This is a genomic window from Streptomyces sp. NPDC058284 (assembly GCF_042881135.1).
GTDB lineage: Bacteria > Actinomycetota > Actinomycetes > Streptomycetales > Streptomycetaceae > Streptomyces.
The window spans coordinates 152,589-165,694 of the sequence record NZ_JBHVYE010000018.1 but is presented as its reverse complement, the minus strand read 5'-3'; the positions used below and the strand labels follow the sequence as shown (position 1 = coordinate 165,694).

The window sequence follows — 13,106 nt, the reverse complement described above, 5'->3', positions numbered from 1 at the left end:
TAGGGAGACCGCGGTGCCCGGAGGCAGGCTCACCCAGCAGGAACGCCAGCAGATCGCGCAGGGGCTGGCCGACGGCCTCGCCTACGCGGAGATCGCCAGACGGCTCGACCGCCCCACCTCGACGGTCACACGCGAGGTGATGCGCAACGGCGGCCCCACCGGCTACCGCGCCGACCTGGCCCACCGCGCCACCGAACGCCGCGCCCACCAGCGCAGGTCGGCCGCGCCGAGGGGGCGGCGGACGGCGGCCCCGCAGACCGGCGGGCGGGACCCCGAGGCCGTCCGCGAGTACGAGGAGACGTTCACGACGCTCCTCATGCAGGCCGGGCTGCCCAAGATGATGGCTCGGGTCCTGACCTGCCTGTACACCACCGACGCGGGCAGCCTCAGCGCGTCCGAACTCGTCCAGCACCTCGAGGTCAGCCCGGCGTCCGTCTCCAAGGCGGTCACCTTCCTGGAGGGCCAGGGCCTGATCCGGCGGGAGCGCGACGAACGCCGCCGGGAGCGCTATCTCGTCGACAACGACGTCTGGTACCAGTCGATGACCGCCGCCGCCCGGTCCCACGCCGACCTCGCCCGCACCGCGCGGCAGGGCGTCACCCTCCTCGGCCCCGAGAGCCCGGCCGCCGTCCGCCTCGAAAACATCGCCCGCTTCGTCGACTTCGTCGGCGAGAGCATGCTGCGCGCCGCGGAGCAGGCCCGCGAGGTCCTGTACACGAAGCCGACCGCTTGAGCGGCCCGGCCTGCTCGCCCACTCGACCGGCCCGCTCGCCCGCTCAATCGACCGGCTCGCCTACTTAAGTAGCGCCGCCGGTACGGAAGTTCGGGCCGACGTCGGCCCCCCGTGGACCAAAGACCGATGACCGTACCCCCGGCCCCTCACGATCCTTGACGGCGTGCGGCGGCGCCTGGGCCGTCGTCTGGACACTGGGTACGGGAGGCGCCATGCGGCACGAGGGCATCAGCAGGCAACGGTTTCTGGCGGGCGCGGGCGCGAGCGCCGTGGGAGCGGTGGCGGTGGGCGCCGGGCTGATCGGAGCGGGGCGGGCAGGGGCCGCACCGGCCACCGCCCCGGCCCCCGCCACCAACCCGGCCCCGGCCCCGGCCCCGGCCCCGGCCCCGGCGAAGGGACTCACCTACCGAGGTGTCGGCTACGAGGTCATCGACGGCGAGTCCCCCGCGACCGGCTGGAACGCCGCCCGGATGCGCCGCGACATGCGGGCGATCCGGCACGAGCTGCACGCGGACACCGTCTCCGTATTCGGCACCGGCGTCGAACGGCTCGCCGCGAGCGCGGACGACGCCGCCGGGCGCGGCCTGCGCGTCTGGCTGCAGCCCCGCCTCGCCGACGTACCGCACCACGAGATCCTCGACCACCTCGCGGAGACCGGACGGCACGCCGAGCGGATGCGCCGCCACGGCGCGGACGTCCACCTCAGCGTCGGCGCCGAGTTCGTGCTGTTCGTCCCCGGGATCGTGCCCGGCGCCAACACCTTGGAGCGCGTCGAGAACCTCCTCAAGGGCAACTTCGACCCCGAGAAGATGGTCCGGCGGCTGCACGCCTTCATCGAACGCGCCGCGAAGACCGGACGTTCCGTCTTCCACGGCCCCCTCACCTACGGCGCCGCGCAGGACGACGACGTCGACTGGTCCCTCTTCGACGTCGTCAGCGTCAACTACTACGCGTACCACCGAACTCGGGCCGCGTACGTCAAGGAGCTCACGCCCTACATGCGGTGGGGGAAGCCCGTGGCGATCACCGAGTGCGGCTCCTGCACGTACGTCGGGGCACCCCAGGACGGCGGCATGGGCTGGCACGACGCCGTCGACTACACCAAGAAGCCCCCGGAGATCATCGGCGGCCTCCGGCGCAGCGAGCGTACACAGGCCGCGTACCTGCTCGACGTCTTCGACGTCTTCGAGTCCATGAACCTGCACGCCGCGCTGGTCTACGACTTCGTCACCCCGGACGCCCCGCACCGCCCCGGCGATCCGCGCCACGACCTCGACATGGCGAGCTACAGCATCACCAAGACGCTCAAGGACCGGCCCGACGACCCGGACTCGGGCTGGCACTGGGAGCCGAAGGAGTCCTTCCACGCGCTGGCCCGCCACTTCCGACGGGCGTCGGCCCGCCGCTGAACCCGCCCGGCGCCCGCCCGACTTGGCGTCCCGATGCCTTCCGTCGTCCGCGCGGGTGTGCTTGCCTGGTGGCCATTTCGGCTGTCTGGGGCAGGAGTTGCCGCATGCGGAAGCGGACGCGGGAGCGGAATGTGTGGAGCGCCGGGTTACTGTCCGGGGTGCTGCTGCTCGGCGCGTGCGGGGACCCTGGCTCCGGGGACGCGGCGCCCGCCGACCTCCCGGACGCCCCCCGCAGCGCGGCGCCGCCCGACCCCGGCGCGTCACCCTCCTCCGCCCCGCCCTCCGCCACGACCCGGCGGCGCGTCGCCGGGAACGATCCGGCCGAGGCACCCAAGGTGCTCTACCTCGGCGACTCCCTCGCCATGGAGAACCAGACGGTCCTCGGCGCACACCTCCGCGACGCCCTCGGCGCCCGCTACCGCAGCGCCCCCTACTCCGGCACCACCCTCTGCGACTACCTCGAAGGCACCGGTGAGGACTCCCTCGTCCCGGACAAGGACAAGGCCGCCGCCCTCGTGAGGGCCCAGCGGCCGGACTACGTCGTGCTGCAGTTCTGGGGCAACGCGTGGGGCTACACGCCGTGCATGGACGGCATCACATACGACAAGCAGCGCGAGAAGTACTACGACCGGTACGCGGCCGACGCGCGGCGCCTCACCGCGCAGATCCACGGGGCGGGCGGGGCACGCGTCGTGTGGGTCCTGCAAGGGCCCGACCCCATCACGCCCGACCGGGTCCGGGGCGTCAACGACATCTACGAGGCGCAGGCCAAGGCCTCGGACGACATCGTCGCCGACGCGGGCCGTTCGGTCGCTCCCGCGTCCGGCCGCTATACGTGGGTCGACACGTTGCCCTGCACGGCGTACGAGAAGGCCCACTCGGCGGCGTACTGCCGCGCGGGCCGCGCGGCCCTGCACCGGGGCAGGGAGGACTACCTGCACTTCTGCCTGGCGCCCACCACGGCCAAGTCCCGCCCCTGCCCGGTGCGTTCGCCGGGTATCCGGAGGATGGCCTCGGCGATCGCCGGGAGGATCAGCGCGGATCACGCGACTCCGCTCGGCTGAGAGCCTGTCTTTGAACCCCGTCGTCCGCGCGAAGCGCGGGCGCAGCGGTGGATTGGGGCCTCCCCTGCTCGAGCGGAGCCGAGCGCTTGGGGAAGCGTGCGATCGGTGTGCGGAGTTCCAGGTCATGTGGCGGAGCCACCTGTCCTGGGGCTCCGTGCGCCGAGCGTGCGTGCCGGGCGCCGGGGCGCAGGCGGGGGTTCAAAGACAGGCTCTGAGATCCCGGGGCAGCCTGTGGGGAAGTGTGCGGGCCCACGCGGCCGGGACCGCTTCACCCGTTCGGCCCCGCCCCGCTCGCCGCCCCGTACGCGCCGCCGGACGCTGTGAACCAGCCTCCGGACAGGCTGGCAACCAGTCTCCAGAGAAGAGGGGTGGCCATGAGCAGCAGCGCGACCACGCCCGGCACGCCGGACCACGGCACACCCGGGCACGGGAAGCCGGACCACCACGGGACGAGGGCGCAGAGCCCGTGGGCGGCCGGCGGGACCATGTTCGCCGGTGTCCTGATGCTGGTGAACGGCATCCTCGGCATCTTCGAGGGCATCGCGGGCATCGCCAAGGACGACGTCTACGAGCGGATCGGGGACTACGTCTACAAGTTCAACCTCACCACGTGGGGCTGGATCCACCTGGTCCTCGGCATCCTCGTGGCCGTCGTCGGCTGGGGCATCCTCAAGGGTGCGAGCTGGGCGAAGGGGAGCGGCGTCGCCCTCGCGGCACTGGCGATCGTTGCGCAGTTCCTGTGGCTGCCGTACACGCCCGTCTGGGCCCTCATCTCGATCGCGCTCGGCGTCTTCGTCATCTGGGCGCTGTGCAACGACCGCTCCGACCTGGCCGGCCCCTAGGTCGTGCCCGCCGGCCCGTATGAGCGTAGGACCGCAGGGCCCGAGGGTCAGTACGCCGCCGGGCCGCCGTGCGACGCCACCGTGTCGGCGACGGCCCGGACGAACGCCTGAGAGCGCCCGTCGAGGCCCGCCGTGCGGTGGATCAGCGCCACTTCTGCGTCCGGGACGTCACGCAGAGGGACGAAGACGACGTCGGGCCGCACGTAGTACTTGCTCACGGACGCGACGACCGGCGAGATGCCCTGCCCCGTGACGACCAGCGTCATCAGCTCCTGGAAGGACGCGACGGCCGGGCCCCGCCGTATCTCGCGCCCCGAGGGCGTGCGCGGCGGCACGTGGAAGTCCCACCAGTACGCGGGCGCGCCGTTGACGACGCCGAAGAACGTCTCGCCCGCCAGCTCCTCCAGAGAGACGGAGGCCCGCCCGGCGAGCCGGTGGCCGAGCGGCACAGCGAGCATGCGGCGCTCGGTGATGACGACCGGGCCGACGGTCAGGTCCGGCTCCCGGACCGGCAGGCAGGTGAAGAGCAGGTCGATCTCGCCGTCGCGCAGTGGGCCCAGCGGATCCTGGTACCGGGTCTCCCGCATCCGCACCTCGACCCCGGGGCAGCGCTCCCTGAACGACGCCAGGACGGGGCCCGTCAGCGTGCCCGCGCCCGAGCCGAGGAAGCCGACGTTCAGCTCTCCCTCGACGCCGCGCGCCGCGTCCTTGGCGCGCGCGACGGCCGCCTCCATGCCCGCGTGGAGCGGCGCCAGATCCTCGTACAGCCGACGGCCGAGCGGGGACATCCGCACCACCCGGCTGGTGCGCTCGAAGAGTGGCGCGCCGATCCTGCGCTCCAGCCGCTTCACCGTCTGGCTGACCCGCGCCTGGGAGAGGACGAGACGCTCGGCGGTGCGGCCGAAATGCAGCTCCTCCGCCAGGGTCAGGAAGGTCTCCAGCTCCTGCCGTTCCACCACATACCCCCTGTGACCTGCATCGATAAGCGTGAGCGCGCCGATCGTTTCACGGATCGCCCTTGATGGCCGGTCGGGACCGGCGGATCTTGGAGGAGTCGGTCCGGCGGCCCGCCGGACCGGGCGTCCCCTCCCCGCCACCACCCCAACCCGCAGGAGCCTGTGATGATTTCGCGTGCCCGCACCTCCCTCGTCGCCACCGCGACCGCCACCGTCGCCGCCGCCACCGCGCTCGCCCTGACCACCGGGCTGACCGGCGCCGGTGCCCAGGCCGCCCCCGGCCGCCAGCGGGACGGAAAGGCGGCCGCCTCCGCCGCCGCCTGGACCGCTGCCTGGGCCGCCTCCCCGCAGCGCCCCAGCGCCGGCTTCAGGCCCAACTGGTCGGAGGCGGGCTTCACCGGCCATACCCTGCGCCAGGTCGTCCGCGTCTCCGAGGGCGGCGCGAGAGCGCGGATCCGGCTGTCGAACGCGTACGGCGCCTCGCCGCTGCGGATCGCGAGCGCGACGATCGCCCGTACGGCGAAGGGGGCGTCAGTGGAACGGAGCTCGGTCCGGCGGCTCACCTTCGGTGGGAAGTCGTCGTCCGTCACGATCCCCGCGTACGGGCCACTCTCCAGCGACGCGGTCGGGTTGGACCTCGATCCCTTCGAATCCGTGACCGTCACCCTCCACCTCGCGGGCACCACGGGGCCCGCCACCTTCCACGCCCAGTCCTTCGCGACCAGCTACCGCGCGGACGGGAACCACACCGCCGACGTGGATGGCCGGGCCTTCGACGAGTCGACCGAGTCCTGGTACTACCTCGCGGGCGTGGACGTCAGCGGCGGACAGCCCGCCCGGCACGACGGGCAGCGGCAGGGGCAGAGGCAACGGCAGGGGCAGGACCGGAAACCGCGGGGGCGCGAGGGCATCGCCCTCTTCGGCGACTCCATCACCGACGGCTTCGCCTCCTCCACCGACCGCAACCGCCGCTGGTCCGACGCCCTCGCCGAACGCCTCGCCAAGGCGGGCGACCGGCGTCCTGTCCTCAACGCGGGCATCGGCGGCAACCTCGTCCTCAACGACTCGGCCTGGTACGGCGAGCGCAGCGCCAACCGGTTCGCGCGGGACGCCCTCGACCTGCCCGGCGTCGGCACGGTCGTCGTCCTCGAAGGCGTCAACGACATCGGCTTCAGCGAGACCGACAGCCCCACGTACAAGCCGGCCCCGGTCGTCTCCGCCGCCGAACTCATCGACGGACACCGGAAGTTGATGGCGCAGGCCCGCGCCAAGGGCGTCCGCGTCGTCGGCGCCACGCTGCTCCCGCTCGGCGGCTCCGACCACTACGGCAAGCACGCGGCCGCCGTCAGCGACGCGTTCAACCGGTGGGTGCGGACGTCCGGCGAGTACGACGCGTACGTGGACTTCGACAAGGCACTCGCCGACCCGGAGGACCCGGAGCGGCTCGCGCCCGCGTACGACAGCGGCGACCACCTGCACCCGAACGACGCGGGCTACCGGGCGATGGCCCGCGCGGTCGAACTGGACGCCCTGTGAGCGGGGCGCCGCGGCGGCGGCACACCCGCTCACTCGCGCCCCGGATCACTCCGTCGTGTAGTACCGGTAGAAGACCATCACGAACACCCCTGCGCCCACCACCAGGCCCAGGACCACCGACCACAGCACGCTGGAGCCGGTCAGGCTGTGCAGGAACCCGATGGCGATCCCCGTGAACGCCATCCAGGACAGTGCGCGCAGTTCGCGGGGGAGCGCGGGCGCCATCCGGTGCAGGGTGAAGAAGACGACGGCGAAGATGACGCCGGTGACGACGCCGAGGACGACGTTGCCGGTGGTGATCGGGCCGCCGTCGCGGCGTATGCCGGAAGCCCAGATGCCGTAGACGACGCCCAGGAGCAGGGGAAGACCCGCCCAGAGGGCGCTCGTGCCGGAGCGGTGGGCGGAGTGGGTGGGGTGGGTGCCGGAGCCGGGCGCGGGTGCGGGGTAGACGGGTGCGGCGTGTGCCATGACGGGGTCCTTCCGTAGGGGACGCGGCGGCCTGAGGGGGCATACAGGGGCATGGGCGGGCGGCGGGTCGGCGCCCGTGGTCCCGGCGGACCCGTGGCCTCAGAGCCTGTGTCTCAGCGGTGGTCCTGGTTCCGGTGGTCCTGGTTCCGGTGGTCGCAGGGGTCCTGGTGGCAGTCCCGGTCGCGCCACTGCGGGCACGGGTCCTTGGACGACGCGCAGCCCGGCACGTGCCGGCCGCCGGTGTCGACGTACGCCGCGCTCACCCAGCCGCGGACGCCCTCCAGCCAGTACCAGTGCGGGTCGCCGTGGACCGTGGTACCGGAGACGGCGCACCGGACGCGGTCCTCGCTTCCGTACGGCAGCTTCGCGAGGATCTCGCCGTGGGTGCTCGGCTCGTCCCTGACCTTCAGGTCGGGGCCGGAGACGACGGTGCCCCAGATGACGTCGCCGTCGTGGTGCGCGGGGATGGCCGCGGTCCCAGCGGTGGCCGTGGCGGCGTTCCCCGCCGTCAGCAGCGCCACGGCGGTCGCCGCCCCCAGGCTCAGAGCGATTCGCATGATCGACCTCCTCGCCCCCTCATCCAGGAAACACCCGTTCGGCCGAGCCCTCCACCGGAGCCGTCCCCGGCCCGTTGATCCATATGCAGTCATCCCGCTCGCGCCCCGCCTGACCTGGGCCTTGCCTTGGAACCGTGCTGAAAAGCGTCCGCCTCGTCCCCCCTGGCTCCCGCGCCCGAGCCGCCCTGTCCGCCGTCCTCCTCGTCCTCGCCTGCCTCCTGACGCCGCTCGGCGCGCTCTCCGCCTGGGCGAAGTTCGAGATCGGCGACCGGGACAGCTACGTCGCCACGATGGCGCCGCTCGCCTCGGACCCGGCGGTGCGGTCGGCGGTCGCGGACGCGGTGACCGGCTCGGTGATGAAGGAGATCGACGTGGGCCCGCTGCAGGGCACGGTCGAGTCGTTCGTACGGGACGCGGTGCGGTCGTTCAGCGAGACGGCGGCGTTCAGGACGGCCTGGAACGCGGCGAACCGCGCGGCGCACGACGCGGTGCAGTCGGAGCTGAACAACGACACGAGCGGCGAGGTCACCATCGACCTCGCCCCCATCACCCAGCAGATCAAGCAGCAACTCCAGGACGACGGCGTGCCGTTCGCATCGAAGATCCCGGTGAACCACACCGAGGTGACGGTCCTTCAGTCCAAGGATCTGGGGTGGCTGTGGCGGAGCTTCCACGCGTTGCAGGTGGCCGGCGTCTGGCCCGCGGTGGCGGCGGCCGTCCTGGCCGTCACCGGCGTCCTGCTCGCCGCCCGGCGCCGCAGGGCCGTCGTGGCCACGGCACTCGGCATGGCCCTCGGCGCCGCGGCCCTCCTGATCGCCGTCGCGACCGGCCGCGCCCTCACCCTCGACGACCTCCCGTCCGACATCTCACGCGACGCGGCGGGCGCGGTCTACGACGCGCTGACGGAAACGCTGCGGTGGACGTCCTGGATCATCATCGCGGCGACCCTCGCGATCGCCGTCGGCGTGCGGCTCTCCTTCTTCCGCTCCTTCCGCTTCTTCCGCTCCTTCCGCTTCTTCCGCTTCTTCCGCTTCTTCCATTCGGAACGCTAGGGCGTCGGGAGCCGTCACGTGCCCAGCGCTCGGGCGATGTTGTCGAAGTCCTTCAGGAGTGCTCGCAGGCGGTCGTCGGGGATGGCCTCGATCATGCGGGCCTCGATGGCGTAGACGGCTGCCTGGGCCGCCCTGAGGCGGCGCCGGCCCTCGGGCGTGAGGGTGGTGGGGCGGGCGCGGCCGGTCTCCACGGTGTCGGGGCGGTCGATGAGGCCGTCGCGTTGCAGGCCGCGCAGGACCACGTTCATCGACTGGCGGGTGACGAAGGTGGCGCGGGCGAGGTCGGCGTTGGACAGGCCGGGGCGCACGGCGAGCACTTCGAGGCAGGAGTACTGCGGCACGGTCAGACCGTGCTCGCGCAGCGCCGCGTCCATGGCGCCGCGCAGGGCGGCGTGGGCCTTCTTGAGGCGGTACCCGACGTGGTCGAGCACATCCTTGGCGGGGTGGGGCGGTTCGTGGGGTGCTTCGTGCGGGGGCTCGTGGGGTGGCTGGTGCGGGGGCTCGTGAGGTGGCTGGTATGGGGGTTCCACTGGCGGGCTTGCCCTTCGTGTTCGTGCTCGTGCTCGTGCTCGTGCTCGTGCTCGTGCTCGTGCTCGTGCTCGTGCTCGTGCTCGTGTCCGTGCTCGTCCGTACATGTTCGTGCAGGTCGCACATGTTCAGCGCTCGACCCGGAGGCGTCGCACGCCATGCATGTTCGTGCTTTGACATCCCGGTGGACGTGTTCTAGCGTCCACCACAGCCAGTATGTCAGAGTCCTGACATTGTGCCTGGCATCACCGGAACGAGGAGAACTCCCATGTCCGTCAGCATCAGCGGCCCCGACTTCCTGGCCCTTCAGGTCCGTGACGTGGAAGCCGCGGCCACGTTCTGCGAGAAGCACCTCGGTCTTGTCCGCATCCCCGCGAGCCCGCCCGGCGCGGTCGTGTTCGACACCAAGCCCTGCCCCATCGCGGTCCGCGAGCCGCTGCCCGGCACCGACCTCGACGCCGGCCGGCCCGGCCTGGGCGTGGCCATGTGGTTCGCCACCTCCGACGCCCACGCCCTGCACCGGCAGCTCACCGAGGGCGGCGTCGAGGTCCTCACCCCCGTGGCCGACAGCCCGTTCGGCCCGATGTTCTCCTTCGTCGGCCCCGAGGGCTACGTCCTGACGGCGCACGGAGCCTGACCCGCGCGGTCGCACGGAGTCCTGAGCCCGCGGCCCGCGCAACCGCCCTCGGCCCCGCCCCGTCTTTGAGGGATGATTCGGCACAGCAGAACGCCGACGCAACACCCCGCGACGAGAGGCCGCCCCTTGGACAGCACGACGGTCACCCGCGACGCCGAGGACGAGGGTGAGGGTGAGGTCGGTGGCAGGGGAGGGCGGCGGCGCGTGGGGCGGGCCGCCGCGTGGGGGGCCGGGCTGCTGCTGGCCGCGGTCAGCGCCGTCCTCGGCTTCCGGATCGCCGACTCCGACGGGTTCACGCCCGTGCCGCAGGTGCTGGCCTTCCTGCCCTGGCTGCTCGTGCCCGCCGTCGCGGGGCTGCTCATGGCCGTGCTCGGGCGGTGGCGGACCGGCATGCTGTGGGGCGTCGTCGTACTCGGGCTGCTCGCCTGGTACATGGAGCCCTACGGGAACACGGACGCGCCGCGCGGGGACGCCGTGGCCGAGCTGCGCGTACTGACGTCGAACGCCGATCACGGCCGCGCCGCCGCAGGGTTGATCAGGGCCGTCCGTGAGGAACGGCCCGATCTGGTGTTCGCCGAGGAGTGCGACTACGCCTGCGCCGCCCTGCTCCGCAAGGAACTGCCGCACGCCGACTACCCCTACCGCGCGTCGGTCGACGCGTACGGCCCCGAGGGCTCGGTCATCCTCGCCAAGACCCCGCTGAAGAGCGCGGACGGCATCGGGGGCACCCTCGGCATGCCCAGCGCCGTCGCCGACGTGCAGGGCCACCCGGTGCGCATCCAGCTCGCCCACCCCATGCCGCCGCTGCCCCGCGGGGTCGGCCTGTGGCGCTCCGAGCTGCGGTCCATCCAGGAGTACGCCGCCGCCGGGGACGGGAAGTCCACCATCATCGCCGGGGACTTCAACGCCACCCAGGACCACGCCGCCTTCCGTTCGATCCTGGACGAGGGGATGCGCGACGCCGCCCGGCTCACCGGGTCCTCGCGCTCCCCGAGCTGGCCCACCGCCGTGCCCGCGCCGCTCGGCGCGCAGATCGACCACGTCCTCGCCACGCCGGACTTCGCCGCACGGGACGCCCGCTTCCTGGACATCGGCAAGACCGACCACCGGGCCCTCGCCATCACACTGATCCTGCACAAACCCGCAACGGAGCGTTGATCCCCGAGCCGGAGCAAGGCACGTAAAGCGCCGATAATGGGCGCATGCCCCGAGAGCCCCGTCCGGCCCGCTCCGCCCCACTGAGCCCGCTCACCCCACCCGACTGGCTGGTCAGGTCCCTCAAGCCGCAGTCCGCGCCCATCCCCTGGGCCGCCGTGGCCCGCGCCTCCGTCGCGATGGCGCTCCCCCTCGCCCTCGGCATCCTCGCGGACCGGCCCTCCTACGGAGCGCTCGCCTCCATGGGCGCCCTCTCCGGAGTCATCGGCGACACCGCGGACGCGTACCGGATGCGGATCTTCAACATCGCCGTGCCGCAGCTCTTCGGCGCCCTCGGCGTCACCCTCGGCACCCTCGTCTTCGGACACGGCTGGGTCGCGGTCGCCGCCGTCACCTTCGTCGCGCTGATCTCCGGGATGATGTCGACGATCGGCGCCGTCGCCTCCGTCGCTGGCCTGCTCCTGCTGCTCAACTCCGTGGTCGGCGCCGGGCTTCCGATGCCGGGGCAGTGGTGGCTCGCCCCGCTCCTGATGACCGGCGGCGGCCTCCTCGTCCTCGCGCTCGGCCTGCTCGCGTGGCCGCTGCGCTCCGGCGTCCCCGAACGCGCCGCCGTCGCCGCCACCTACCGTTCCGTCGCCGCGCTGCTCGACGCCGCGGGCACGGACGCGTACGGCGAGGCGCGGACCGCCGTGACGGCCTCGCTGAACCAGAGCTACGACCTCGTCCTCGCCCGACGCACCCGCGACCACGGCCGCAACCCCGACCTGGTCAGGCTCGTCGCCCAGCTGAACGCCGTCACACCCATCGTCGAAGCGGCCCCCGCCGCCGACCAGGCCGCCCGGCACGCCTGCGTACGGCTGCCGCCCGAAGTCCCCGACGCGGTCCGCGCGCTGGCGGACGCGGTGGAGCGGGGCGGGGACACGGTGGAGCGGGGCGGGGACACGGTGGAGCGGGGCGAGAACGCACACGCACACGCGCCCGCCCACGGGAGCGGCCCCGGCGCGCGGGCCGCCGCCCGCATCCCCGAACCCCAGGACCACGCCGCCCGCGCCCTGGACCACGCCGTACTGCACGCCGCGGAGACCCTCGCCGACCCCGACCCGCTCGGTGTCATCGAGACCGAGGACCGCCTCGGCCGCCCCGCCGCACTGCGCGTCCGCGCCCGCCGCGCCGCCCGCAACGTCATACTGTCCGGCGCCTCCTGGCGCTACGGCCTGCGCCTCGCGCTCTGCATCGGCATCGCCCAGGCCCTCGTCTCGCTCATCGACGTACCGAGGTCGTACTGGGTGGCGCTCACCATCACGTTCGTCCTCAAGCCGGACTTCGGCTCGGTCTTCTCGCGCGCGATCCTGCGCGCGCTCGGCACCGCGGCGGGCCTCGTCGTCGCCACCGCCGTCCTCAGCGAGGTGCCGCACGGCTGGTGGGACGTCCCGGTGATGATGCTGCTCGCGCCGCTCATCCCGGCGCTCACCACGCGCGGCTACGGCTACCAGACGGCGGCGATCACCCCCGTCATCCTGCTGCTCTCCGACATCCTCAACCACCAGGGCCTCGGCCTCGTCGTGCCGCGCCTCCTCGACAGCCTGATCGGCTGCGGCATCGCGCTCGTCGCCGGGTACCTGCTCTGGCCGGAGAGCTGGGGCACGCGGATCGGCGACCGGCTCGCCGACGCGGTCGCGGACACCGCGCGGTACGTGGAGTGCGCGTTCGGCGCCACGGGGGATCCCGCCGCCCGCGCCCGCATGCGCCGCGGCCTCTACCGCGACCTGTCCGTCATCCGCTCCGAGTTCCAGCGCGCCCTGACCGAACCACCGCCGACCGGCACACGCGCGGCGGCCTGGTGGCCCCTGGTCGTGGCCGTGGAACGCATCCTGGACGCCACGACGGCGGCAAGGGTCCGCATCCGCCACGGCGCCCCCGGGCCGACCCCGTCCGAAGTGGCCGAGGTAGCCCAGGAACTGAACGCCCTGGCAGGCCGCCTACGCACGTCGGTCCTCCTGCAGAAGGGCCACGTGAATTTCACCCACGACGACAAACACAGCGTCCTGGAACCGCTACGCCAGGAGGTAAGCGCAGCAAGAACGATCGCGTCCCCGAAGGCGCCGTAGAAGGGGCGCGGGGAACTCCGCAAGAAAAGGGGCGCGGGGAACTGCGCAAAAGGGAGCACGG

General features: G+C 72.9%; 13 protein-coding genes. 9 read left to right on the top strand and 4 right to left on the bottom strand.

Annotated features, from left to right (window positions below):
• Positions 1-13: 13 nt before the first annotated feature.
• The 4 genes from ACFVYR_RS24755 to ACFVYR_RS24740 all read left to right on the top strand — a co-directional run bounded on the left by ACFVYR_RS24755 (position 14) and on the right by ACFVYR_RS24740 (position 4,048).
• Positions 14-733 carry a helix-turn-helix domain-containing protein gene (locus ACFVYR_RS24755; RefSeq protein WP_384252217.1) on the top strand — a complete coding sequence of 240 codons (720 nt, stop codon included), beginning with the start codon at positions 14-16 and terminating at the stop codon, positions 731-733.
• Between the two features lie 212 nt (positions 734-945).
• A complete protein-coding gene (locus ACFVYR_RS24750; RefSeq protein ID WP_384252219.1) occupies positions 946-2,142 on the top strand; it encodes an abortive phage infection protein in 1,197 nt (398 codons plus the stop codon).
• A 104-nt stretch (positions 2,143-2,246) separates the two neighbouring features.
• Positions 2,247-3,206 carry an SGNH hydrolase domain-containing protein gene (locus ACFVYR_RS24745; protein ID WP_384252221.1) on the top strand — a complete coding sequence of 320 codons (960 nt, stop codon included), beginning with the start codon at positions 2,247-2,249 and terminating at the stop codon, positions 3,204-3,206.
• 374 nt (positions 3,207-3,580) lie between these two features.
• The gene (locus tag ACFVYR_RS24740; protein WP_384252222.1) at positions 3,581-4,048 is read left to right on the top strand and encodes a hypothetical protein; all 468 of its coding nucleotides are present in this window, start codon (positions 3,581-3,583) and stop codon (positions 4,046-4,048) included.
• Positions 4,049-4,095: 47 nt separating this feature from the next.
• Here ACFVYR_RS24740 and ACFVYR_RS24735 read toward each other — a convergent pair whose 3' ends face one another.
• Positions 4,096-5,004 (bottom strand): LysR family transcriptional regulator, encoded by a 909-nt coding sequence (locus ACFVYR_RS24735; protein ID WP_384252223.1) that lies wholly within the window; start codon positions 5,002-5,004, stop codon positions 4,096-4,098.
• Positions 5,005-5,169: 165 nt separating this feature from the next.
• Between ACFVYR_RS24735 and ACFVYR_RS24730 the strand changes: the two genes are divergently transcribed.
• Complete coding sequence (locus tag ACFVYR_RS24730; protein ID WP_384252225.1) at positions 5,170-6,540, top strand: SGNH/GDSL hydrolase family protein; 1,371 nt, start codon at positions 5,170-5,172, stop codon at positions 6,538-6,540.
• Positions 6,541-6,585: 45 nt separating this feature from the next.
• On the opposite strand, the gene ACFVYR_RS24725 is transcribed toward ACFVYR_RS24730, so the two are convergent.
• Positions 6,586-7,008 carry a hypothetical protein gene (locus tag ACFVYR_RS24725; RefSeq protein ID WP_384252227.1) on the bottom strand — a complete coding sequence of 141 codons (423 nt, stop codon included), beginning with the start codon at positions 7,006-7,008 and terminating at the stop codon, positions 6,586-6,588.
• 113 nt (positions 7,009-7,121) lie between these two features.
• Positions 7,122-7,565, bottom strand: coding sequence for an SH3 domain-containing protein (locus ACFVYR_RS24720; protein WP_384252229.1), 444 nt, complete (start codon positions 7,563-7,565; stop codon positions 7,122-7,124).
• A gap of 134 nt (positions 7,566-7,699) precedes the next feature.
• Here ACFVYR_RS24720 and ACFVYR_RS24715 point away from each other — a divergent pair, with 134 nt between their 5' ends.
• Positions 7,700-8,617, top strand: a complete 918-nt coding sequence (locus ACFVYR_RS24715; RefSeq protein ID WP_384252231.1) for a hypothetical protein — start codon at positions 7,700-7,702, stop codon at positions 8,615-8,617.
• 14 nt (positions 8,618-8,631) lie between these two features.
• On the opposite strand, the gene ACFVYR_RS24710 is transcribed toward ACFVYR_RS24715, so the two are convergent.
• Positions 8,632-9,048 (bottom strand): MarR family winged helix-turn-helix transcriptional regulator, encoded by a 417-nt coding sequence (locus ACFVYR_RS24710; protein ID WP_384252233.1) that lies wholly within the window; start codon positions 9,046-9,048, stop codon positions 8,632-8,634.
• 365 nt (positions 9,049-9,413) lie between these two features.
• Between ACFVYR_RS24710 and ACFVYR_RS24705 the strand changes: the two genes are divergently transcribed.
• The 3 genes from ACFVYR_RS24705 (at position 9,414) to ACFVYR_RS24695 (ending at position 13,045) form a co-directional block, all read left to right on the top strand.
• On the top strand, positions 9,414-9,782 hold the full coding sequence (locus tag ACFVYR_RS24705; protein WP_384252234.1) for a VOC family protein: 369 nt from the start codon (positions 9,414-9,416) through the stop codon (positions 9,780-9,782).
• A 126-nt stretch (positions 9,783-9,908) separates the two neighbouring features.
• A complete protein-coding gene (locus ACFVYR_RS24700) occupies positions 9,909-10,940 on the top strand; it encodes an endonuclease/exonuclease/phosphatase family protein (RefSeq protein WP_384252237.1) in 1,032 nt (343 codons plus the stop codon).
• Positions 10,941-10,984: 44 nt separating this feature from the next.
• A complete protein-coding gene (locus ACFVYR_RS24695; protein ID WP_384252239.1) occupies positions 10,985-13,045 on the top strand; it encodes an FUSC family protein in 2,061 nt (686 codons plus the stop codon).
• Positions 13,046-13,106: the final 61 nt, after the last annotated feature.